Source organism: Mesorhizobium sp. M0514 (genome assembly GCF_040321145.1).
Taxonomy (GTDB): Bacteria; Pseudomonadota; Alphaproteobacteria; order Rhizobiales; family Rhizobiaceae; genus Mesorhizobium.
This window is the reverse complement of the sequence record NZ_JAMYQZ010000046.1, coordinates 1-19,082: the sequence shown is the minus strand read 5'-3', so window position 1 is coordinate 19,082 and position 19,082 is coordinate 1. Positions and strand designations below refer to the sequence as shown.

Annotated in this window: 25 protein-coding genes; 13 read left to right on the top strand and 12 right to left on the bottom strand. The window is 61.5% G+C overall.

Annotated elements, in window-relative coordinates; all coding sequences use genetic code 11:
- Positions 1–120 precede the first annotated feature (120 nt).
- From NKI61_RS19260 to NKI61_RS19240, 5 genes are all read left to right on the top strand, one after another.
- Positions 121–1,290 carry a cystathionine beta-lyase gene (locus NKI61_RS19260; protein WP_352840293.1) on the top strand — a complete coding sequence of 390 codons (1,170 nt, stop codon included), beginning with the start codon at positions 121–123 and terminating at the stop codon, positions 1,288–1,290.
- A gap of 225 nt (positions 1,291–1,515) precedes the next feature.
- Positions 1,516–2,604, top strand: coding sequence for an HPP family protein (locus NKI61_RS19255; RefSeq protein WP_352840292.1), 1,089 nt, complete (start codon positions 1,516–1,518; stop codon positions 2,602–2,604).
- Between the two features lie 102 nt (positions 2,605–2,706).
- Complete coding sequence (locus NKI61_RS19250; RefSeq protein WP_352840291.1) at positions 2,707–3,375, top strand: RNA polymerase sigma factor; 669 nt, start codon at positions 2,707–2,709, stop codon at positions 3,373–3,375.
- Positions 3,376–3,490: 115 nt separating this feature from the next.
- Positions 3,491–4,015, top strand: coding sequence for a DUF4142 domain-containing protein (locus NKI61_RS19245; RefSeq protein ID WP_023743963.1), 525 nt, complete (start codon positions 3,491–3,493; stop codon positions 4,013–4,015).
- A 10-nt stretch (positions 4,016–4,025) separates the two neighbouring features.
- Entirely contained in the window at positions 4,026–4,337 is a 312-nt protein-coding gene (locus NKI61_RS19240; RefSeq protein WP_023689894.1) for a cupredoxin domain-containing protein, read from the top strand.
- Here NKI61_RS19240 and NKI61_RS19235 read toward each other — a convergent pair.
- Positions 4,313–5,197 carry a crotonase/enoyl-CoA hydratase family protein gene (locus tag NKI61_RS19235; protein WP_352840290.1) on the bottom strand — a complete coding sequence of 295 codons (885 nt, stop codon included), beginning with the start codon at positions 5,195–5,197 and terminating at the stop codon, positions 4,313–4,315. The genes NKI61_RS19240 and NKI61_RS19235 overlap by 25 nt on opposite strands.
- Positions 5,198–5,280: 83 nt before the next feature.
- Between NKI61_RS19235 and NKI61_RS19230 the strand changes: the two genes are divergently transcribed.
- Positions 5,281–5,871, top strand: a complete 591-nt coding sequence (locus tag NKI61_RS19230) for a TetR/AcrR family transcriptional regulator (RefSeq protein ID WP_023727874.1) — start codon at positions 5,281–5,283, stop codon at positions 5,869–5,871.
- 99 nt (positions 5,872–5,970) lie between these two features.
- Here NKI61_RS19230 and NKI61_RS19225 read toward each other — a convergent pair whose 3' ends face one another.
- Positions 5,971–7,197 carry an anion transporter gene (locus NKI61_RS19225; RefSeq protein ID WP_031194071.1) on the bottom strand — a complete coding sequence of 409 codons (1,227 nt, stop codon included), beginning with the start codon at positions 7,195–7,197 and terminating at the stop codon, positions 5,971–5,973.
- A 766-nt stretch (positions 7,198–7,963) separates the two neighbouring features.
- Positions 7,964–8,200 carry a hypothetical protein gene (locus NKI61_RS19220; RefSeq protein ID WP_023671471.1) on the bottom strand — a complete coding sequence of 79 codons (237 nt, stop codon included), beginning with the start codon at positions 8,198–8,200 and terminating at the stop codon, positions 7,964–7,966.
- A 273-nt stretch (positions 8,201–8,473) separates the two neighbouring features.
- On the opposite strand from NKI61_RS19220, the gene NKI61_RS19215 reads away from it, so the two are divergent.
- The 5 genes from NKI61_RS19215 (at position 8,474) to NKI61_RS19195 (ending at position 11,447) form a co-directional block, all read left to right on the top strand.
- Positions 8,474–8,800: a hypothetical protein gene (locus NKI61_RS19215; RefSeq protein WP_023727873.1), complete on the top strand. Its 327-nt coding sequence runs from the start codon at positions 8,474–8,476 to the stop codon at positions 8,798–8,800.
- 773 nt (positions 8,801–9,573) lie between these two features.
- The gene (locus NKI61_RS19210) at positions 9,574–9,741 is read left to right on the top strand and encodes a Thivi_2564 family membrane protein (RefSeq protein ID WP_023671469.1); all 168 of its coding nucleotides are present in this window, start codon (positions 9,574–9,576) and stop codon (positions 9,739–9,741) included.
- A 13-nt stretch (positions 9,742–9,754) separates the two neighbouring features.
- Positions 9,755–10,048 carry a hypothetical protein gene (locus NKI61_RS19205; protein WP_023814798.1) on the top strand — a complete coding sequence of 98 codons (294 nt, stop codon included), beginning with the start codon at positions 9,755–9,757 and terminating at the stop codon, positions 10,046–10,048.
- A 161-nt stretch (positions 10,049–10,209) separates the two neighbouring features.
- A complete protein-coding gene (locus NKI61_RS19200) occupies positions 10,210–10,680 on the top strand; it encodes a GFA family protein (protein ID WP_023715175.1) in 471 nt (156 codons plus the stop codon).
- A gap of 572 nt (positions 10,681–11,252) precedes the next feature.
- The gene (locus NKI61_RS19195; protein ID WP_023835341.1) at positions 11,253–11,447 is read left to right on the top strand and encodes a hypothetical protein; all 195 of its coding nucleotides are present in this window, start codon (positions 11,253–11,255) and stop codon (positions 11,445–11,447) included.
- An 83-nt stretch (positions 11,448–11,530) separates the two neighbouring features.
- Here the strand turns inward: NKI61_RS19195 and waaF are convergent, their stop codons facing one another.
- The gene (gene waaF, locus NKI61_RS19190) at positions 11,531–12,553 is read right to left on the bottom strand and encodes a lipopolysaccharide heptosyltransferase II (protein WP_352760406.1); all 1,023 of its coding nucleotides are present in this window, start codon (positions 12,551–12,553) and stop codon (positions 11,531–11,533) included.
- A 653-nt stretch (positions 12,554–13,206) separates the two neighbouring features.
- Between waaF and NKI61_RS19185 the strand changes: the two genes are divergently transcribed.
- Positions 13,207–14,052, top strand: coding sequence for a glycosyltransferase family 25 protein (locus tag NKI61_RS19185; protein WP_352840289.1), 846 nt, complete (start codon positions 13,207–13,209; stop codon positions 14,050–14,052).
- Between the two features lie 19 nt (positions 14,053–14,071).
- Here the strand turns inward: NKI61_RS19185 and msrA are convergent, their stop codons facing one another.
- The 8 genes from msrA to NKI61_RS19145 all read right to left on the bottom strand — a co-directional run bounded on the left by msrA (position 14,072) and on the right by NKI61_RS19145 (position 18,804).
- On the bottom strand, positions 14,072–14,590 hold the full coding sequence (gene msrA, locus NKI61_RS19180; protein ID WP_023671461.1) for a peptide-methionine (S)-S-oxide reductase MsrA: 519 nt from the start codon (positions 14,588–14,590) through the stop codon (positions 14,072–14,074).
- Between the two features lie 68 nt (positions 14,591–14,658).
- On the bottom strand, positions 14,659–14,982 hold the full coding sequence (locus tag NKI61_RS19175) for a hypothetical protein (protein ID WP_023689880.1): 324 nt from the start codon (positions 14,980–14,982) through the stop codon (positions 14,659–14,661).
- A 3-nt stretch (positions 14,983–14,985) separates the two neighbouring features.
- Positions 14,986–15,177, bottom strand: a complete 192-nt coding sequence (locus NKI61_RS19170) for a hypothetical protein (RefSeq protein WP_023820024.1) — start codon at positions 15,175–15,177, stop codon at positions 14,986–14,988.
- A complete protein-coding gene (locus NKI61_RS19165) occupies positions 15,162–15,401 on the bottom strand; it encodes a hypothetical protein (RefSeq protein ID WP_023684348.1) in 240 nt (79 codons plus the stop codon). Before NKI61_RS19165 ends, NKI61_RS19170 begins: the two co-directional genes overlap by 16 nt.
- 96 nt (positions 15,402–15,497) lie before the next feature.
- Positions 15,498–15,701 carry a Pam3-gp28 family putative phage holin gene (locus tag NKI61_RS19160; RefSeq protein ID WP_023689878.1) on the bottom strand — a complete coding sequence of 68 codons (204 nt, stop codon included), beginning with the start codon at positions 15,699–15,701 and terminating at the stop codon, positions 15,498–15,500.
- Positions 15,698–16,387, bottom strand: coding sequence for a glycoside hydrolase family 108 protein (locus NKI61_RS19155; RefSeq protein WP_023739180.1), 690 nt, complete (start codon positions 16,385–16,387; stop codon positions 15,698–15,700). The genes NKI61_RS19160 and NKI61_RS19155 overlap by 4 nt, the downstream gene beginning before the upstream one ends.
- Before the next feature lie 170 nt (positions 16,388–16,557).
- Complete coding sequence (locus NKI61_RS19150; RefSeq protein ID WP_031253300.1) at positions 16,558–17,502, bottom strand: glycosyltransferase; 945 nt, start codon at positions 17,500–17,502, stop codon at positions 16,558–16,560.
- A 36-nt stretch (positions 17,503–17,538) separates the two neighbouring features.
- The gene (locus NKI61_RS19145; RefSeq protein ID WP_023749134.1) at positions 17,539–18,804 is read right to left on the bottom strand and encodes a pyocin knob domain-containing protein; all 1,266 of its coding nucleotides are present in this window, start codon (positions 18,802–18,804) and stop codon (positions 17,539–17,541) included.
- 58 nt (positions 18,805–18,862) lie between these two features.
- Here NKI61_RS19145 and NKI61_RS19140 point away from each other — a divergent pair.
- Positions 18,863–19,082 (top strand): hypothetical protein (locus NKI61_RS19140; protein WP_198021317.1); only part of this gene is annotated, 220 nt, incomplete at its 3' end.

The window sequence follows — 19,082 nt, the reverse complement described above, 5'->3', positions numbered from 1 at the left end:
TCCAGAGACTATTCACAGGGGAATTGGCCTATGCAAAGGGCACCGCGTGGCGGGCGCCCGCTGTTGCACGGCCAATGCCGCCGCTCTATGGCTAGCGCTTTCACCACAAGGCGAAGAGCAATGGCGACTGACGGCAACGAAACGGGTATCAACACGCGGCTTGCCCATTCGGGCAACAATCCGCACGACTATTTCGGCTTCGTCAATCCGCCGATCGTGCATGCCTCGACCGTGCTCTATCCCAATGCGTCGGTGATGGCGGCGCGCAGCCAGAAATACACCTATGGCACACGCGGCACGCCGACCACCGATGCGTTGGCGCATGCGATCGACGCGCTGGAAGGCTCCGCCGGCACAATAATCGTGCCGTCGGGCTTGGCGGCGGTGACCGTCCCGTCGCTGGCGTTTCTCTCGGCAGGCGATCACATCCTGATTGTCGATTCCGTCTACCATCCGACCCGCAATTTCGCCGACACGATGCTGAAGCGGCTGGGTGTCGAGGTCGAGTATTACGATCCGCATGCCGGCGCCGGCATCGCCAGCTTGATCAAGCCGAACACCAAAGTCGTGTTTACGGAATCACCGGCCTCCAACACCTTCGAGGTGCAGGACGTTCCGGCGATCGCCAAGGCGGCGCATGAAACGGGCGCCATCGTCATGATGGACAACACCTGGGCAACGCCGCTCTATTTCCGTCCGCTCGACCACGGCGTCGATATCTCGATCCATGCGGCGACGAAATATCCGGCCGGGCATTCGGACGTGCTGCTGGGCACAGTGTCTGCCAATGCCAACTGCTGGAAGCAGCTTTGCGAGACGTTCTACACGATGGGCTGCTGCGCCGGCCCCGACGACGTCTACCAAGTCCTGCGCGGCCTGCGCACGATGGGCGTTCGGCTGGATCACCATCAAAAGAGCGCGCTTTCGATTGCCACCTGGCTTGAAGGCCAGCCCGGCGTGGCCCGCGTGCTGCACCCGGCGCTTCCCAGCCACCCCGACCACGCGGTGTGGAAGCGTGATTTTTCCGGCTCGAGCGGCATCTTTTCCATCGTGCTCAAAGGCGGCGGCCAGAGACAGCAGCATGCCTTCCTCGATGCCTTGAAAATCTTCGGTCTCGGCTATTCCTGGGGCGGCTATGAGAGCCTTGCCGTGCCGGTCTTCCTCGGCGACCGTACCGTCGCCAAGGGCCCCTATGACGGCCCGCTGATCCGGCTGCAGATCGGACTCGAGGATGTCGAGGACCTCAAGGCCGATATCCTGCGCGGGCTGGAAGCGGCCGCTGCGGCATGACACCAGCAAACTTGCCAAGCTGATTCCGCTAGCCGGCTTAACCCGTTGAACGGATTGGCGAGCGACTTTCGTAGGACGATCGACCTCGCAACCCGCTCATGGGTCGACCAAGCGCAATGTTATTTCCCCAACGCGCGCTTTTTCGGATCGGTTTGACTTTCAAAATCGTCGGTCCAACGCCATTGCAGGCGCTGCGCGCACAATTCCAGCCGGACTGAGCTTGCCATGGCCTTTCGTCTCTTTGTCCCCATTCTCGCCGGCGCGACGCTGCGCGAGCGCCTCATCGCCTGCATCGGGGCGATGATCGGCATTGCGCTGACCGGCGCGATCGGCGCGCTGGTGCTTGGCAATGGCCCGCATGTGCCGCTGCTGGTGGCGCCGATGGGGGCGTCGGCGGTGCTGCTGTTCGCGGTGCCTGCAAGCCCACTGGCGCAGCCATGGTCGATCATCGGCGGCAATACAATATCGGCGCTGGTCGGCGTGATCGTGGCCCATTTCGTCCATCAGCCCGTTCTCGCCACGGGCATTGCCGTGGCGATGGCGATCGCCGCCATGTCGTTCTCACGCTGCCTGCATCCGCCGGGCGGAGCCGCCGCACTGACCGCCGTGCTCGGCGGGCCGGCCGTGATCGGTGCCGGCTTCCTGTTTCCGTTCGTGCCGGTGGCGCTGAACTCCATGATGCTGGTCGCGCTCGGCTATGCTTTCCACAGGCTGTCGCGACGCAGCTACCCGCATGTGCCGGCCCCTGCCCCGAAAAGCACGCACGGAACCAGCGATCCGCCGGCTCAGGAGCGCATCGGCTTCCGGGCCGAGGACATCGATGCCGCGCTGGCTGCGCTCGACGAGACCTTCGACATCGACCGCAACGATCTCGAACAACTGCTGCGACAGGTCGAACTGCAAGCGACGATGCGCGCACACCGAACCATGTTGTGCGAGGACATCATGTCGCGCGACGTGATTTCGGTCGATGAACACGCGTCCGCCGATCGGGCGCGTCATCTGCTGCTCGACCACAATATCCGCACGCTGCCGGTTGTAGACAAGGACGCCAGGCTGGTCGGCACCGTTGGATTGAGGGAATTGGCGCGAGCCGACGAAGCCGTCGGAAGCGTTACGTCGACAGCGTCTACCGCCGCCGCCGGTACGCCCGCCATGGACCTGCTACCGGTGCTCACCGACGGCCGCACCCATGCAGTCATCATCGTGGACGGGGACAGCCGCATCCTTGGCCTGATCACGCAGACCGATCTGCTTGCGGCAACGGCACGAGCGCAGGCTGCTGACAAGCCGCTGGCGGAAGCAGTATTCTAGGCGCCGTCGGAGCCGCGCGAAAATGGCCGGGAACCTTTTGCCGGCGATGTCATCCAATGTCTTGATGAGGTTTCGAACGGGGATTGGATCGAGGAACTGGCCATGCCTGCTATGTCTCTACCAATGCCCACTGCTGCCTCAAGCGAGATGCTTCTCGTGCGCCGCGCGCTGGCACGCGAAGGCAACGCCTTCCGCATCATCATGAAGACCCATAATCAGCGGCTCTATCGCATCGCTCGCGGGGTGGTGCGCAACGATGCCGAAGCCGAGGACATCGTCCAGGAGGCCTATGTCAGAGCCTTTGCCCATCTCGATGCCTTTCGCGGGGAGTCCTCATTGGCCACCTGGCTGTCGCGCATCGTCATCAACGAGGCGCTCGGCCGTCTGCGCAAAAGGCGGCGGACGGTGGCGAAAAACCCGCAAGCCGAAATCATCCAGTTCCCCCTCAATCCCAGCGACGATCCGGAGCGGACGATGGCGCAGCGGCAGATCCTCGAGTTGGTGGAACGGGCGACCGACAGCCTACCCGATGTTTATCGGACGGTGTTCGTGGCGCGGGTTATCGAGGGGCTCAGTATCGAGGAGACCGCCGAGCTGCTTGGCGTGCGGCCGGAAACCGTCAAGACAAGGCTACACCGCGCCCGCGCCCTGGTACGCAAGGCACTCGACTACCAGATCGGGCCGGTGCTGCTCGACGCCTTCCCGTTTGCCGGCCGGCGCTGCGACAGGCTGACCAGCGCCGTCATGCAGCGGCTCGGCCTGGAGAGCTGATCATCGGCTGATTTGGCCGATTTCCCCGGGAACGTTTGCCGCCGCTGCGCATCCAATGACCGTCAACTGAAAAACATGGCCCGGCGCGATCCCGCGTCCGGGCGAAGGAGATGCCATGCTTACCCGACACACCGCCGCCCTCGCTGCCTTGCTGCTGCTTGGCGCTGCCCCGCTCGCACAAGCCGCCGACAAGCCGACGGACCCGCAGATCGCCCACATCGCCTACACGGCAGGCGTCATCGATGTGGAAGCCGCCAAGCAGGCGATCAAGAAATCGAAGACCAAGGAGGTCGTGGATTTCGCCAACGACATGGTGCGCGACCACGAAGCGGTCAACGCGCAGGCACTGGAACTGGTAAAGAAGCTGAAGGTGACGCCGGAAGACAACGCAACCAGCCAGGCGCTGACCAAGGCTGCGGCCGAGGAGCGGGCGAAGCTCGCCAAACTCGACGGCGCAGCCTTTGACAAAGCCTATGTCGACAACGAGATCGCCTACCACAAACAGGTCGACGGCGCGCTTGAAACCCTTTTGATCCCATCGGCCAGTAATACCGAGTTGAAGAGCCTGCTGGAGACCGGCCTGAAGATTTTCCAGGGCCATGAACAGCACGCCGAGCATGTTGCAGGTATGCTGAAGTAAGGACCAGGCCATGTCGAAACGGCAGCTGTGGATTGCACTGGCGCTGGTCTTCGGGACCTCACCCGTGCAGGCCGAAACCATCCAGGTCACCATCGACAAACTTGTCTTTTCGCCGGCCACCGTCGACGCGAAGGTCGGCGACACGATCAAGTGGGTGAACAAGGACGTGTTCGCACATACGGCTACGGTCAAGGGTGGCTGGGAAGTGATGATCCCGCCGAAGACAACAGCGAGCCTGACCCTGCGGAAGGCGGAAGCGGTCGAATATTTCTGCCGCTTCCACCCCAACATGAAAGGTCATGTGGCCGTGACGGCGCCTTGATCCAGGTCCGCAAGCCCGTCCTGCTGCGTTGAGGCTCGCCTGGCTTCATCCGGCCGGGTGATGTGTGTCCACGAGCCGTCACAGCCCGGCTGGCGCCGTGCGATCCAGGCATCCAGCCCTTCGCGCAGATCAGCGGTCGGAGCCATGCGGGCGAACTGCTCGGCCTCGACAGCCAAGCCATCCGCGATGCTCTGGTTCAGGCCGCGCGCCACTGCTGTGAGGATCGAGGCAATTGCTGCAGGAGAATGCCTGGTCACGCGCCGGGCGAGATCAATTGCGGCGGGCATCAGCTCCTCATGCGGCACCACCTGATTGACGAGGCCGAGTTCGAGGGCGCGCGGCGGCGGGAACCAATCGCCGGTCAACAGCAGCTCGAGCGCCCGCTTGCGCCCTGCCAGCCTCGGAAGCCGCTGCGTGCCGCCGAAAGCAGGCGGCATTGCAAGGTTGATCTCAGGCTTGGCGAACAAGGCGCGGTCGCTGGCGATAGCGAGCGGCACGGCTTCGGTGATCTCGCAGCCGCCGCCGAAGGCGATGCCGTTGACGGCGGCGATGACGGGCTTGCGGAATGCCTCCAGCCTTGCAGTCAGCCGCTGTCCGCGCATGACGAAGTCGCGCAGGGCAACGTCGACGCCGATGGCCACGCTGCCTGAGAATTCAAGGATGTCGGCGCCGGCGGAGAAGGCGCGCGCTCCTGCTCCAGTGAGGATGATGGCGCGGATGGCATCGTCGGTCTCGGCGGCATCGAGGAGCGCAAGCAGGCGATCAATCAGCGCATAGTTCAAGGCGTTGAGCTTTTCCGGCCGATTAAGTGTGAGGATGGCGATCCCGTCGCGGGCCTCGGTGAGCACAAGCTCGGTCATGTCTTTTCCTTCCCTGTGTTTGTCGACCGGAGAGGATCAGGCTTTCGGTTGTATGTATATTCACTAGTCGGTATACTTGCCCTATGAGCGAAGCACCGAACCCCACCCGCAAACGCATTGTCGATGCCGCAACGAAGCTGTTCTATGCCGAGGGGATCGGCCGCGTCAGCGTCGATGCAGTGGCGGAAAAAGCCGGGCTGACCAAGCGCACGCTCTACTATCATTTCAAGAGCAAGGACGATTTGATCGCGGCCTATCTCGACGGTCGCGACCAGCCGAACCTCAAGCAGATGGCCGGCTGGTTCGAGACGGCCGAAGGCGATGTCGAGCGCAAGGTCGAGGCGATTTTCACCAATCTGGCGCGCGTGGCGAAGCACCCGAAATGGAGAGGCTGCGGCTTTCTGCGCACGGCAGCCGAACTCGCTTCCATGCCCGGACACCCGGCCGTTAAAGCGGGGGCGCGGCATAAGCAGAATTTCGAGACCTGGCTGGCCGGCGAACTCACAGGCCACGGCGTCGACGAGCCGCAGACCCTGGCGCGCGAAATCGTGCTTTTGATGGACGGCGCGTTCTCGATCATGCTGATCCACCGCAACCCCGACTATGTCGAGGCGGCCGGACATGCCGCTGCAACGCTGGTTCGGGCAAGGTCAGGATCGGCGACTATCCGCTAGAGCGTTCATCGTTTAATGAAGACGGCGAAACACGCTATCTCTTTGTTTTGACGCAATTCCGGACCGAAAAACCGCTTCACACTTTTTCCTGGAATTGCTCTAGAATCCAGCCGCCAGCCATGCCGTCCCGACGGCAAGGGTCAGCAGCGTCAGTGGCAGGCCGACCTTGAAGAAGGCTGAGAAGGACAGCTGCGTGCCGGCCGCCCGCGCCTGTTCGGCGACGATCAGGTTGGCGACTGAGCCGAGCAAGGTGAAGTTGCCCGCCAGCGTCGAGCTCATCGCCACCACCAGCCAGGCACGCCCGGGGTTTTCAAGGCCGGGTATGAATGGCCGCAGCGCCAGCACGGCCGGAACATTGCTCATGATGTTGGAGAGCACCGCGGTGAAGCCCGATAGACGCCAGACGTCGTCCAGCCCGAGGTTCTTGGCCGAGGCGATGATGTCGGGCGTCAGCAGCGTCTTTTCGGCGCCGGCGACAACGATGAACAGGCCGGCGAACATGAACAGCAGCGGGCCGTCGATCTCGCGGTAGATGCGGGCCGGCTTGATGGCGCGGGTGAGCAGCAGGATGGCCCCGCCGATGAGCGCTGCCTTGGCAACCGGAACGCCGGCGAAGAAGGCGATGGCCAGGCCAATGCAGACAACCACCGCCTTCAGCACCTGTCCCGGCAGCATGCGGCCGCGATAGACTTCCGGGTTGAGATCGGCGGGGCGGGCGAATTCGGCGCGGTAGACGATGCGCACGATGACGACGACCGCGACGAGGCCGAAGAGGGCAACCGGCGCCAGGGCGGCCGAAAAGGCTGGGTAGGAAATTCCCGACAGCGCGCCGATGACCATGTTCTGCGGGTTGCCGGTGATGGTGGCGACGCTGCCGCAGTTGGACGCGGTGGCGGTGGCGATCAGATAGGGAATGGGATTGCGATTGATGACACGGGTGACGTGGACGACGATCGGCGCCATGACCAGGCAGATGGCGTCGTTGACCAGGAACGCCGACAACACGCCGGTCAACAGCGTCACCATCACCAGCAGCACGAAAGGCGCGTGCGCATGCTCGATAGCGTAGGCGCCAAGCGCCCGGAAGGCGCCGGACACCTTCAGATGCGCCACCACGATCATCATGCCGAGCAGCAGCGTAATGGTGTCGAAATTGATGGCGCGATAGGCATCTTCCATACTGAGTGCGCCGATGGCGATCATCGCCGCCCCCCCCAGCAAGGCGATCCCTGCCCGGTCGAGACGGAGGCCTGGAATACGCCCGACTGCGACGCCGGCATAAGTCAGGACAAGGATCAAAAGTGCCGCTGCGCCCATCAATGTCATTGGCAGACATCCTTGTCCAAACGAACCGACGCAGGAACGGACTGTTCCCGCTCAGGCATTTGCCGGGCAGCTTTAACGCCGCTCCAGCAAAGCGAAAGCCTATAACGATCCGAATGCGAAAATCGGTGGGCAAAATCGCGGGTCGACCGATGCCGGGAGCAACCGGAGCTTGATCTTGAGACGGCCGAAATTGGGAATGAGACACGCGCGGCGGACTGCGGCGGACTGAGATCGCCATCCGCGAAACTTCCCCCTCGGAAGGCTCGTGATCTATGTGATTAAATTCTAATTTAGGCTTTCCGGGTATGGATAGCTTAGCCGTATTTCGGCCTTGGGGTTTCAGATGGTCCAGGTTCTTGAGAGGGAATGCCGTGTCTCGGAAAACGAGGCTCTGCTGGCGCGTCCGATAGAATGTCCACAATGCCACGGAACCCGCAAGGTGTTTGTCTGTGCCCGGTGGGCGAGCTCGAACGGCCATTGCTGCCCTGGAGGAACACACCGGCTCAGGTGCCCCGGTCACAGCGTCACGTGCATGGAGTGCGAAGAGAACCTTGAGCGTATCTGAAAGCGATCGCGACCATTTCCTGTTCGGAAAACGCAAAAAGCCCGCTCCGGCGAACCGGAGCGGGCTTTGCAACCATACGCCAAGAGTACCCTGCTGAGACCAGTACCCTGCCGAGAGCCGACCCGCTTTGCGTTTCCGCCACTGCAATAAATTGGTAGCGGCACTTCCAGAAAAAGCGATTGTTGGCTAACCGCCGTCGGATTACTCGCCCGACTGGCCGTCGCCAGTCACACTGCTGCCCAGAATTCCAAAGTCCTGAGACTTAGTTCCTTGTCCCGCAGTCAGGAATCCATCCGCATCCAGGCCGCGCCGCAGCAGTTCCCGCACCGCCGCGGACCGGCTTGGCATGCGCTTTTCGAAGCGCCAGTTTTCCAAGGCAGCCAATTCCTCGGCTGTCAGCATGATCTGCAGTCGCTCGGGTCGTTCCAGCTCGGCCATTCGCGCCTCCAACCGTCAAGACCAAAAATATGGTGAGTTAGTATGTGTCTCAATTGCAGTATAGCTAGGGGTCCCCGTGCAGCGCGTCAAGAGAGGCTGATGGGTGACTCACATACAAGACCAACGATGAGGAAGACACGCCGATAGCACAACCCGCGCAGTCTGCTAACTACTTGATTTACCTGAGAATATTTTATATTCTTCTTGCCATCGGAAGGTCGTTGGCGCATCTTGACCACGACGGGACAACCGGCTCCTGAAAGGAAGGTTTCCATGCGCTACGGATATTCGGCTCGGCTACGGGAGGATCTCAATTCACGGGTCCTGGGCGCGCTGCGCTCGCGCGGAATGGTCAATATTGCGGTGGTTGCCGAGGACATACGATTGCGTAACCTGGACGAGAACGTCGCCCTTGAAGATGTCGAGCGGCTTGTGATGCAGACGGCCCAACTCTACGGCGCGGTGATGGAATTGGACGGACTGACCTCCGTCGAGGCGGGGAGATTGACTTCGCTTGCCGACGATAAGCACGAACTGTCTGGCATCGGCAATTCCGACACCACAGGCGGCCAAACCGCTCCCCTGCTGGGATTGTCCTAAGGCGCGACCCGCTCTTTCAATCGACAAAATCCGCGAGAGAGATTTGGACCGAGCGCAGCGGCGCCTGGAGCGTCCAGACGACGCCTTGTTCCCCAAATTCCAGTTGTCCGGTGCCGCTAAGCGCTTGTGGTGCAACCCGCTTGAGCACGACGGAGCCAAAACCGCGGCGCGTCGTCCCACTCAGGTTCGGCGGCCTCGTTGTAGAAGGTGATGCGGCCCTGTGTGTCGATGGTGTAGGCTGCAACGGGCAACGCTTCCAACAAACTGGCGGGCCCGACACCTGGGATTCCAATCCCCGCATGTTGGATGACGTATTCCCCTACCCCAAATTCCCCACCTGCTCGATTTGCCCGTTCCGCGGTAGCTGAGATGCACGTGCGAGGTTTCGGTTCCCGTCGTCCCCTTGGGACGGCAATTGTTCTCCTCAGAAAAGGCGATCACCCGCCGGGCGGCGCCGGATCTCAGGGCTCGCGCAAATGTCGACAACGAAGCGCAACTCAGGCCGTCTTTGTCGGAAGCTCGTCAACCCGAGGCGGTTCTCCCGTTAGCCCCGCCTGACGCCAGCAACAAGTTGCCTGGAACTGTGTCGCCGATGGCAAACGACAACATTGCGGCAAACAGGCCCTGATCGGCATCCAGCTTCAAAGGCCGCGGAACGTTGTTTCGCAGCCTTTACGCTGCGCCGATGGCTTCGCATCGACAGGAACCAATCAAGGGCCAGAGCGTTTGCCGCTGCGTACTCTTCTCAGACGTAGCCAGACGGAGTGAGGGACATGGCTTCATCGGTACTTATCGGCATTCTGATCACTTTCCTGGTGATCATCCTGGTGCTCTATCTCATCCAGCGTCTGCCGCTCGATGGCCGCACGAGGCAGATCGCGCAGATCGTTGTCATCATTATCGGCATCATTTCGCTGTTGAAATACCTGGCCGTATTTTAGGATAAGGATCGCCATGACATCCCAAACAATCGCATGGATCATTGGAACGGCGTTGTTTGCAGCAACAAGCACGGCCTACGCCCGACCCGACACGCGTTCGATGAGCTGCGAGGAGACGCAGCACCTGATCCAGAGCCATCACTCGGCGGTGTTGACGACCGGCCGGAATACTTACGATCGCTATGTCCGCCAATACGGCAACGAGTGCGACTGGCCGGAGGTGCCGGTCGCTGCCTCCGTTCCGACACGTGATGGCCAGTGCCGTGTCTATTGGTGCCGGGAACCGGTGTTCGATTTCCCGAACTGACATATCCAGCAGCCTTGCGGCGGTCGTTGCCATGGCGCTCCCGGGTTCAGACGATGCATTGCGCGAGGCGACATGGAACCCTTGCGCCGCGCGTGAATTGATTGTGCGCATGGCGCTGCAAGATGTAGCGGTGTGATGCCCAACCAGATGGAGGAGCGGTCATGCCCAATGATACAAGGCGGAGCGGCAGCTGCCTGTGCGGCGGCATCCAGTTTTCGGTGACGGGAGATCCCTTTCGGATTGGCCTTTGCCATTGCAAGGACTGCCGCAAGGCTAGCGGGTCGGCTTTTTCGGCGTTTGCAGTGTGGCCGCTCGAGGCGTTCGAAACGACGGGTATCGTCAACAGCTACGGCGACAGAAGTTTTTGTCCCACCTGCGGCGGCCGGGTCCCTTTGGTTCGTGAGAATGAGGTGGAAGTGACGATTGGCAGCCTCGATGAGGTGCCCACCGAAGGGCTGGAGCCCAGCTATGAACTCTGGGTCAATCGCCGTGAGCACTGGTTGCAACCCTTGCCTGCCGCCCGGCAATTCGAGCACGACCGGGTCGATGACGAGCCGACAAACCGGACAGCCGAACCGATTTCTGACGGTGTCGAGACGCCGTCTAGCTTGCCGCAACGCAAGTCGGCCTAGCGCGAGCGGCGCAGAAAGCCGGCAGGCAGGAAATTCATTCTCGAAACCGCCCGATGCCGACAGGACCGGGTCCGACAACATTTCACCCGGTAGAAGCCAAACGCAAAAAGCCCGCCTTGGCGTCAAGCCAAGGCGGGCGGTAGATCATCCGGCCTGCGCTGCCGTGGAACGATGGGTTGGCCAAAGCCCTGGGCTGAGACCCGGTGCCGTTTGTAACCGGCGATTGACTACGGAGCGGCCCCGGTCAGCTGGAATTCGTCTTGTGGTTGCAACGATGCTACGTTTTGTTTCGAAACGAGAGCCTAAGGCCACGCAATATCGTTACGTCAACTATGCTGTCCAAGTATCTCATGGTGTGAACTGAAGGAATCTTCCTGTCTTGTACAAAAGAACGCTTTGTTTATTTTCTTTCCGTCAAATAGTGTAGCGAATCTTGAAGCCGGATGGGGCGGTTTTCATGCAGCCAGCGCCTTCGCAGGATCGCGGTCCGCACGTGCAATATCCACTTCACGGCAATCTTCATGCAAGCATAGCCAGCGCAAAGTTCATACGCAGACGTTGGGGGAGCACCGATGGACCAGCCGAGCAAAATGGAGAACCTGCAGTTCGCGCAAGGGATACTGCGGGAGCTTCGGCAGAAAGCCGAAGCCGACGGCCAGAAGCTTCTGACCTACCTCATCGACATGGCCTACCTTGAAGCCAGCGACCGCATCCGTGCACATTGGGTCGGCAATCACGAGCCCGAAAACCGCAGGGCCAAGGGGTAGTGTCAAGGGGTAAACCCGAAACGGGGCTATGGTTGCCCCCACGGAGCGTTTGATCAGACGCTTGGGGCCGGCGAGGCCACCGGTCAGTTGGCAATACCGGCTGAGAGGTCAGCCAGAACCTCCCTCACCCGAGTTTCGCTGACGCCGCGCGTGTCCTTGACCCAGCTGGGCGTCGAAAGCGGCGGTTCGATAAAGCGAACATGGTTGTTTACAGGCCCATGCACATAGGGGCGATTCAGCCCGTAGATGAGCGCGCATGGGACGTTCAGGGCAGCGGCGGCGTGGGAAATCCCGCCATCAACCCCGAGGAACATGGTCGACGCAGCGATTTGGCACATCGCGTCAGCAATCGACGGGGTCGAGGTGAAGTCGATTGCCTCAGGAATGGCGGCGCGGATTTTTGCGGCACCGGCGTGCTCGCGCGGTCCGCCTACAATCCAGATTGCCCAGCCGCGATCATGATGGTCTCTGGCGATCGAAATGAAGCGCTCGACGGGCCATGAGCGGAAATTCTCAATGTCGGCAGTATAGAGCGCCAGTGCCGGTCGGTCGGCATCGATCTTCTTGTGCTGGCGCCATTCGTCCAGTTCGGCCGGATCGACCACAAGCCGGGGCGCCGGCCACTCTGCGCCCGAAGCCGGCTTTTCGCCAAGCGAGGCAATCGAGCAGACCTCCTCGAACAGCCGCGTCTTGCGGGGTCCGAAGGCCCATAGATGGGCCAACCAGCCGGCGGGGAAGCGATTGAGGAGGCCGAATTGCAACTCCTGCGGATAGCCGATGCGCTCCTCTATTCCGGCCATGAACGCCATCAGCGCCGCCTTGGTGCTGCTGGTCATCAGATAGGCCGTACGGTAATTTTCCTTGCGCAACTCGCCAACCAGGCGGCTGCGCTCGCCAAAACCGGGGCGCTGATGACGCTTGGCAAGCGCCCAGCCCTTCCTGACATGCGGCATCAGGCGCGCCAGCGGCGCTGCAACGGGCGAGGTGACGACATCTATGGGGCGATCAGGAAATCGCGCGGCAATGATCTGGATGGCGGAATGGCAACGGACGAAGTCGCCGACCGCGGGGAAGCCGACGAAGAGGATTGGATCGCCGGTCGTCAAGGAAGCGCTTCGCCGTCAAGGATGCGGTGTGTAGGGGTCGCGGGAAAATGGACCCGAGGCATTTCGGGACCGACCGAAGCGTGCAGGACTTCGTCCTGTGGGCGACCGGTGCCGGCAACCGAACCAGCGCCGATGCAAACCAAATCGACATGACGTTGAATCAGCCGCATTGACCTTGCCTCACAATGCTCTCAAAGACGGCCCAGTTGCGTCATGGGCTGGGCATTGTCAAGGTCGCGCCAGAAACGCGAAAAGCCGCGGCGGCCTCGATCGGGTTACGGAATCGTTAATCAGCGCTTGCTACTATACCGGATGACCAAGAATCTCGGCAATGCACCCAGGACCATCTCCAGACAACAGCCAAAGACCTCCGCTCTTGGTCGGCTGACGCCCGCCCTGTTTCCCCTTGTGGTCGTCGCGCTCGGATACGTGATCGGTCGGCAATTCTTCGGCTTCTAGGGCGACTCGTCTAGGCGCGCACGGTAAAGGCTCGCGCCACGCGGGGGACGCCGTCAATGTCCACCCAACCTCCGAAATCAACCGGGGCACCGTACGCCGCTACCCACTGCCCCGCACGTAAGCAAATTTTGTGCAATCACGGGAACGTGATATTCACTGATCACCGGACAAAGGGGGCGCTGATGAGGTGTCTGGTGATCAATCTTGATCGTTCTCGCGATCGGCTGGCGCATGTCGCGTCCGAGTTCGGCAGGATCGGAGTACCATTTGAGCGTGTCTCCGCCATTGATTGCCCCGATTGCTGCTCTGTCGCCAAAAGCCCGCTGAGCGCTGCTGAGGTTTGCTGTTTCCTGAGCCACCGCTCGTGTTGGGAGATCGTTGCGAACGGCGCGGATCAATATGGCGCGGTTTTCGAGGACGACGTCGTTTTCGGCGCGGGCGCCGGCTCGCTGCTTGCTTCTGATCGATGGGTGCCGCGCGATGCCGATGTGATCAAGCTGGAAACGCATTTTGCCAAAGTGAGGGTCGGACGCAAGGAAGTCGCTCTCGATGATGGGTTTTCGCTTGCCAGACTTTATGGCCTGCACGCGGGCGCCGCAGGCTATGTCATCTCCAGATCGGCAGCGCAAAGATTGCTGCGCAGGACCATGCATCTGAGAGGAGAGGTCGACTTCGTTCTTTTTCACCCAGGATTCATGACCTGCTCGCTCAATCGAATCTATCAGATCATGCCGGCGCTTTGCGCACAGCACCATTTTGTTTCGGGACGAGAGCGCTTTCCAAGCCTCGTGCGACGGCCCGGGAGGCGGCCAAAACCATTTCTCGATCGAATTGTCGGAGAAGCGGTGCGAACCTTCGCCTATCTTCGAAACCAGAGCCTGACCGGAACAAAGAAGATCGAGGCCGTCGCGTTCTCAGGCTCTGAGGTCGATGGCAAAACCGTCCACGGCGCGTTCATCTATGGGCAGCCCGAGCACGGCCACCTCAACAAGGCGGCCGGCATACCGATCGCGCGGAAGAATAGTTCGACCGCCAGATAAGCAGACGATAGAGGCTGCGCTACGAAACAGCCTTTTCGCGGACCGGAAGCTTCCAGCCCGGCCTGACAAAGTGGCAGGTATAGCCGTTGGGGTATTTCTCGAGATAGTCCTGATGCTCTGGCTCCGCCTCCCAGAAATCGCCCACCGGCGCAAGCTCCGTGACGACCTTGCCCGGCCACAGTCCAGAGGCATCGACATCGGCGATGGTGTCTTCGGCGACGCGCTTCTGCTCGTCGCTGGTGTAGAAGATCGCCGAGCGATAGCTCATTCCGACATCGTTGCCCTGGCGGTTCCTGGTGGTCGGATCGTGGATCTGGAAAAAGGATTCGAGCAATGTGCGAAAGCTGATCCTGGCCGGATCGAAAACGATCTCGATGGCTTCGGCATGGCTGCCGTGGTTGCGATACGTGGCGTTGGGCACATCGCCACCGCTATAGCCGACGCGGGTAGAGATCACGCCGGGATAGCGCCGGATCAAATCCTGCATGCCCCAGAAACAGCCGCCGGCAAGGACTGCACGTTCGGTAGACGTCGCCATATCATACCTCCATTGGATTGCTCCTTAGGTAGGCATTGTCGCTGGCTTCTTCCAGCATCTCAAGTGCATCACTCGTTGCCGGCCGAGCCGAACCGCCGCACGATGACCTCGAAGACGATGTCGGAAATCCACATGGCCGAGACGCCGATCAAAAAGGCGGCGGCGAGCGTCGTGGTGTCGTCGGCCGGATCGGGGATAGGCATGCCGGTTGCCCTGAACCAGGCGACGGCAGGCAGCGTCAGATACGCAGCCGCAAGCGCCCCGCAGATCGGCGAGGCAATCATCTCGCGCAGCTTGTAGCGATGGCGCGACAGTGCTCTCAGCACGCCGCCGGCTAGCCCGGCGGCGACGACCGGCCCCTTGATGCCGAGCATGTCGAAGAGGTCGTGCATCGGCTAAGGCCTCCATCCGCAGAGCTTTTGTCCCTTGCGGTTGTGCGCCAAGAGCGCTCTCGCCTCGGCGTGCGACAGGACGTCGACGGCTTCGGCCGACAGGCGCAGCGGGCTCGAAATCGCGCAGAAGCCGCCCGAAGCAGTCGTGCACCCGGCAAGCGCCACAAGCAGCGCAACCATCAGTCCCTTGCCCATGATTTCAGCTCCTTTCGAACAGCGTCCGCCGGCAATGCGCCGACGTCGTTCTGCACCTGCTCAGCGACCGCGCGCGCCGCGGCCTCAGCGGCCGCCAGTTTGCCGCGCTCGGCCCTGGCGCCGGCCAGCCGCTGGTGAGCGCCCCAGCAAAGGGCGGCGATGACCGATGCCAGGAAGCCCAGCAGCGCTTTGTTGCCAAGCAGGACGGCGAGGAGCGCGCTCACAGCAGCCACCCGGCGACAAGCCCGGCGGCAAAGCCGATAGCATAGGGTTTCGCGGCTTCGAGATAGGCGATGAGCAGTTGTTGAAACCCTTCCATGTCAGTGCTCCCAGCCGGATTTGCGGGCCAGCCAGTGCCAGGTCTCGGTGACCGAGGCGATGGCGAGACCGGCGGCGATCTCCAGACCAGCTTGAATGTCGGGGTCGGAAGAAAATGCCGCCGCGTCGTCGGCGCCGAGCAGGCCACGCGCGACCAGAACACCGGCGCCGTACCGCAAGCCGATGCGGATGAAGACGGCGATCATGTCGAACTCCTTGCGAAAATCGATTTCAGGATTTGAAGCAGCGCACGCCAGAACGGCAGGCGTTCGACGGGACTGACGCGCCCGCCGGTAGACACCGGCGGCATCGCACTGCCGGGCTTCGGCGAGAGCGCTGATGGCTGGGGCGGGGTGCCCGGCAAAGGTGCCGCGGGCTGTAGCGCCGACATCAACAGCGCCTGGGAACGGACCGACCGGATGCGATCGCTCCAACCCTTGCCGAAAACCCGCCAGGTCGGCAGCCGCCGCAGGAATGCCAGGCGGGCATCGCAAAGATCGTCGATGACTGCGCCCGGTGGCCTGGCGCCGACAGCTTTGAGCGTGGCCGGGCCGATCCTGCCGTCCTGTGCGGTGCCAACTGCCGCCTGCAGATATTTAGCCGCCCTGCCCGGCCCACTGTTCACGGCGAAGTCGAAGACGGCATAGTCGACACCGCCGGGAAGCTCGGCGCCCGCAGTGGCATCCCAATAGAAGCGGCGATAGACCGTCGCCACCTGAGCATCCGTGATATGGCGAAGGTCGTCCTTCGTCGCATCCGCCTTCACGTAGCGGCGGAAATTGGCCAGCGTCACGCCCTTCATGGTTGCGCCGCCGGGATCGGCCGGATTGTCGGACCAGCCGCCTTCCGATTTGAGGACGAGCGCAAGCGCCCGCGCGAAGTTGCGGTCCATGGGTAACCTCAGGAGATTGTGGAATTTAGCTCGGAGACTTTAGCCAGTCACAGATCACGCACAGGAGACGAGTGTCCTGTTGATCCTGACTGTGCCGACGGCATGTCGGTTGGCCGGCTATAACGCTTCCTCACGGGAGAGGAATTTTGGATGGAGCGGCTAAAGCGGGCTCACGGAAGCACTTCGCCGTCAAGGATGCGTTTATAGAGTTCCAGATAGGCCGTTGCGGCTTTCTGGATCGGAAATCTTTCGGCTGCCGATTCACGGCATGTTCGCGCGGAAATGCTGTTGATCTCATTGAGACCGTGAGCAAACTCGTCATCGGTTTCGAAGAAACGCCCGCTGTCTGCATCGACCGTTTCGGCAAGCGCACCGCACGGAGTGGTCAGCACAGGCGTTCCGCACAGCATTGCTTCGACCGCCGCCATGCCGAACGGCTCTGCCCAGGAGATCGGGTTAAGGAAGGCGTACGCCTCGCCGAGCAATCGGAGCTTTTCCTCGCCATCGACAGTGCCGTGGAAGCGGTAGCGCGGCGATAAGCTCTTGAAGAACAGAGACTCTTTCCGGGTTTGGCTGCGCCCGAGCAACTTCCACCTCGAGCCACCCGCGATATCGAGTTCGAAGTTAAATTTCTTCGCCAGATCGACGGCCCGGTTGAGGCCCTTCCCGGCCCTCGCGATACCGCCCAAAAACAACAGCCGCTCACCTTTCCGATCTGCCAGCCGGTAGGCATCCACAGGGAAACCGTTGTAAACAAACGTTTCTCGATCATGATGATGCGCGTGACTGGCGCTGACGAAGCTGTAATTTTGCCCCTTTCTCGGGGCGTTTGGAACATAGCCGTGCAGAGTGTAAAGCGCACGATACGGGCTTTCTACATCATACCAGCCGTTGAAATGCACGATGTCAGTATTGATAGGGATCGCCCCCAGACATTCCACTACTGACGCGGCCTGCCGGACCTCGCAACGCGGATGGGTGGAGCCCACTCCGGCAATCAGTGTGATTTTATGTCCGAGAGATGCGAGTGCGCTGGCGAGCCAATCGATTTGCCGCTGGGTGCCGCCGTAGCCTCGACAGGGAATTTTGCCTTGCACTGCAATAGTAATATGCATGTTCCAACGTTTAGACCGTTGCTCACATTTCGCAAGCTAGGCCCACGCTCTCAAAACGAGTTTCCAGCTAGCGTTTGTTATGTCGTTAAAACCTGTTCCAGCCTTGTTGAGGACTTTAAGTGCGCCAGCAGCATTACCAATCCGTACATTCAAATTGGTGGCATCTGGCACGATGCTAATAGCTTGAGCGGTCGCATCAGTTGTATTGAGAGATGGGTTAATGGGAATCTCGTCACCAACCGAATACCCCGAATTAGCCGTAGTACATTGAATGAAGGCCGCATAGAGCTTCGGCTTCACCCCCAGCCCATGAGCCAACGTCAGCGACCCGCCGGATGTGATGGTCTGTTGCGGGCTTTCATAAAACTTCTGAAGCAACGCCGTGGACGACTGGACATAGCGTGCATCCTGTTCGGCCTGCGACCATTGCAGCTTGATCCATCCTCCCCAGGCACCGCCAGCCTGCCTGCGCCGCCATAGCTTTTGGTCTGCCGCCGTAGTGTCGTTGACGAAATCATGCACCGTCTGCGTCCGGTAGCCAGTGCTTCCGTGCGCTTCCACAAACCCCAGGAACCAATTTACGCCGTCTGGCGCATTAGCCGCCGCCGAGGCCATATACCAGCCGTTGTCCAGGGCGTTGTTCCAATCGGTGATCGTCTGCGCGACGACACCAAGGTTGGGTCGGCTATCAAGTTTCAGATCAAACCCAGCCTTGACGAACCCCGTTGTAGCCAATTGCGTGGTATTCGTTCCAGGCGCTGCGGTCGGCCCCGTTGGCGTCCCGGTAAATGTCGGGCTGGCCTTCGGCGCCAGGCTGGACACCGCGATCCCACTATCCTTCCCCACCTTGCCCGTGGTGCCCGCGAAAGTGACAATATTGTCGGTTGCCGAAGACGCAGGCCCCAAAAAATCTCCTACTCCCGTCCCGTCGGCGCCTCTGTCGCCGGCACGGTCGAACATCAGCCAGATGCCGTTGGCCACCGTCGGCAAAGTGCCGGCGCCGCTGACATAGGCGAGCGTCAGTTTGCGGTAGCCGCTACCATCCACAACTGCGCCACTGACGTTATAGACATAGTAGATAGCGGTGGAGGCTTTCGAGCGCAGGGTCAACTGGCCCTTGATGGGGTTCGTGCTGTCATCAAAGCCATCGAGGATGCCACTCACGGTGGCGCCGCCGGCATCGAGATTATCGATATAGGCCGCGGTCACCAACGCGGCGCTCGCATTGTTCAGCCGCAAGGTGCCATTGCCCGGATCGGCGTCGGCTGTGGTCGTGGAAAAGGTGTAGCCGAGCGCCGCCACCGAGGTTGATGCCGCCGCAGCGCTGGCCGCCGCATTGGAAGCGGAGGTCGCGGCATTGGTGGCTGAGGTGGAAGCCGCGGTTGCCGAGCCCGAGGCAGCGCTCGCCGAACCGGCTGCAGCTGTAGCCGAGTTGCCTGCGTTGGTGGCGCTGGTCGCCGCGCCCGATGCCGAGCCGGAAGCCGCCGTTGCCGAATTGCCGGCATTGGTGGCGCTGGTCGCGGCTGTTGTGGCGGAGCCGGCGGCGGCCGTGGCCGAACCTGCGGCGGCGCCGGCCGAGG

What these genes read in the sequence shown, in the direction of transcription:
- NKI61_RS19210 (WP_023671469.1), top strand. Translation starts at nt 9,574, where the DNA reads ATGGCTTCATCGGTACTTATCGGCATTCTGATCACTTTCCTGGTGATC.
- NKI61_RS19250 (WP_352840291.1), top strand. Translation starts at nt 2,707, where the DNA reads ATGCCTGCTATGTCTCTACCAATGCCCACTGCTGCCTCAAGCGAGATG.
- NKI61_RS19230 (WP_023727874.1), top strand. Translation starts at nt 5,281, where the DNA reads ATGAGCGAAGCACCGAACCCCACCCGCAAACGCATTGTCGATGCCGCA.
- NKI61_RS19225 (WP_031194071.1), bottom strand. Translation starts at nt 7,197, where the DNA reads ATGACATTGATGGGCGCAGCGGCACTTTTGATCCTTGTCCTGACTTAT.
- NKI61_RS19205 (WP_023814798.1), top strand. Translation starts at nt 9,755, where the DNA reads ATGACATCCCAAACAATCGCATGGATCATTGGAACGGCGTTGTTTGCA.
- NKI61_RS19245 (WP_023743963.1), top strand. Translation starts at nt 3,491, where the DNA reads ATGCTTACCCGACACACCGCCGCCCTCGCTGCCTTGCTGCTGCTTGGC.
- NKI61_RS19155 (WP_023739180.1), bottom strand. Translation starts at nt 16,387, where the DNA reads ATGGACCGCAACTTCGCGCGGGCGCTTGCGCTCGTCCTCAAATCGGAA.
- NKI61_RS19160 (WP_023689878.1), bottom strand. Translation starts at nt 15,701, where the DNA reads ATGATCGCCGTCTTCATCCGCATCGGCTTGCGGTACGGCGCCGGTGTT.
- NKI61_RS19175 (WP_023689880.1), bottom strand. Translation starts at nt 14,982, where the DNA reads ATGCACGACCTCTTCGACATGCTCGGCATCAAGGGGCCGGTCGTCGCC.
- NKI61_RS19220 (WP_023671471.1), bottom strand. Translation starts at nt 8,200, where the DNA reads ATGGCCGAGCTGGAACGACCCGAGCGACTGCAGATCATGCTGACAGCC.
- NKI61_RS19260 (WP_352840293.1), top strand. Translation starts at nt 121, where the DNA reads ATGGCGACTGACGGCAACGAAACGGGTATCAACACGCGGCTTGCCCAT.
- NKI61_RS19170 (WP_023820024.1), bottom strand. Translation starts at nt 15,177, where the DNA reads ATGGGCAAGGGACTGATGGTTGCGCTGCTTGTGGCGCTTGCCGGGTGC.
- NKI61_RS19215 (WP_023727873.1), top strand. Translation starts at nt 8,474, where the DNA reads ATGCGCTACGGATATTCGGCTCGGCTACGGGAGGATCTCAATTCACGG.
- NKI61_RS19240 (WP_023689894.1), top strand. Translation starts at nt 4,026, where the DNA reads ATGTCGAAACGGCAGCTGTGGATTGCACTGGCGCTGGTCTTCGGGACC.
- NKI61_RS19195 (WP_023835341.1), top strand. Translation starts at nt 11,253, where the DNA reads ATGGACCAGCCGAGCAAAATGGAGAACCTGCAGTTCGCGCAAGGGATA.
- NKI61_RS19235 (WP_352840290.1), bottom strand. Translation starts at nt 5,197, where the DNA reads ATGACCGAGCTTGTGCTCACCGAGGCCCGCGACGGGATCGCCATCCTC.
- NKI61_RS19150 (WP_031253300.1), bottom strand. Translation starts at nt 17,502, where the DNA reads ATGCATATTACTATTGCAGTGCAAGGCAAAATTCCCTGTCGAGGCTAC.
- msrA (WP_023671461.1), bottom strand. Translation starts at nt 14,590, where the DNA reads ATGGCGACGTCTACCGAACGTGCAGTCCTTGCCGGCGGCTGTTTCTGG.
- NKI61_RS19255 (WP_352840292.1), top strand. Translation starts at nt 1,516, where the DNA reads ATGGCCTTTCGTCTCTTTGTCCCCATTCTCGCCGGCGCGACGCTGCGC.
- NKI61_RS19200 (WP_023715175.1), top strand. Translation starts at nt 10,210, where the DNA reads ATGCCCAATGATACAAGGCGGAGCGGCAGCTGCCTGTGCGGCGGCATC.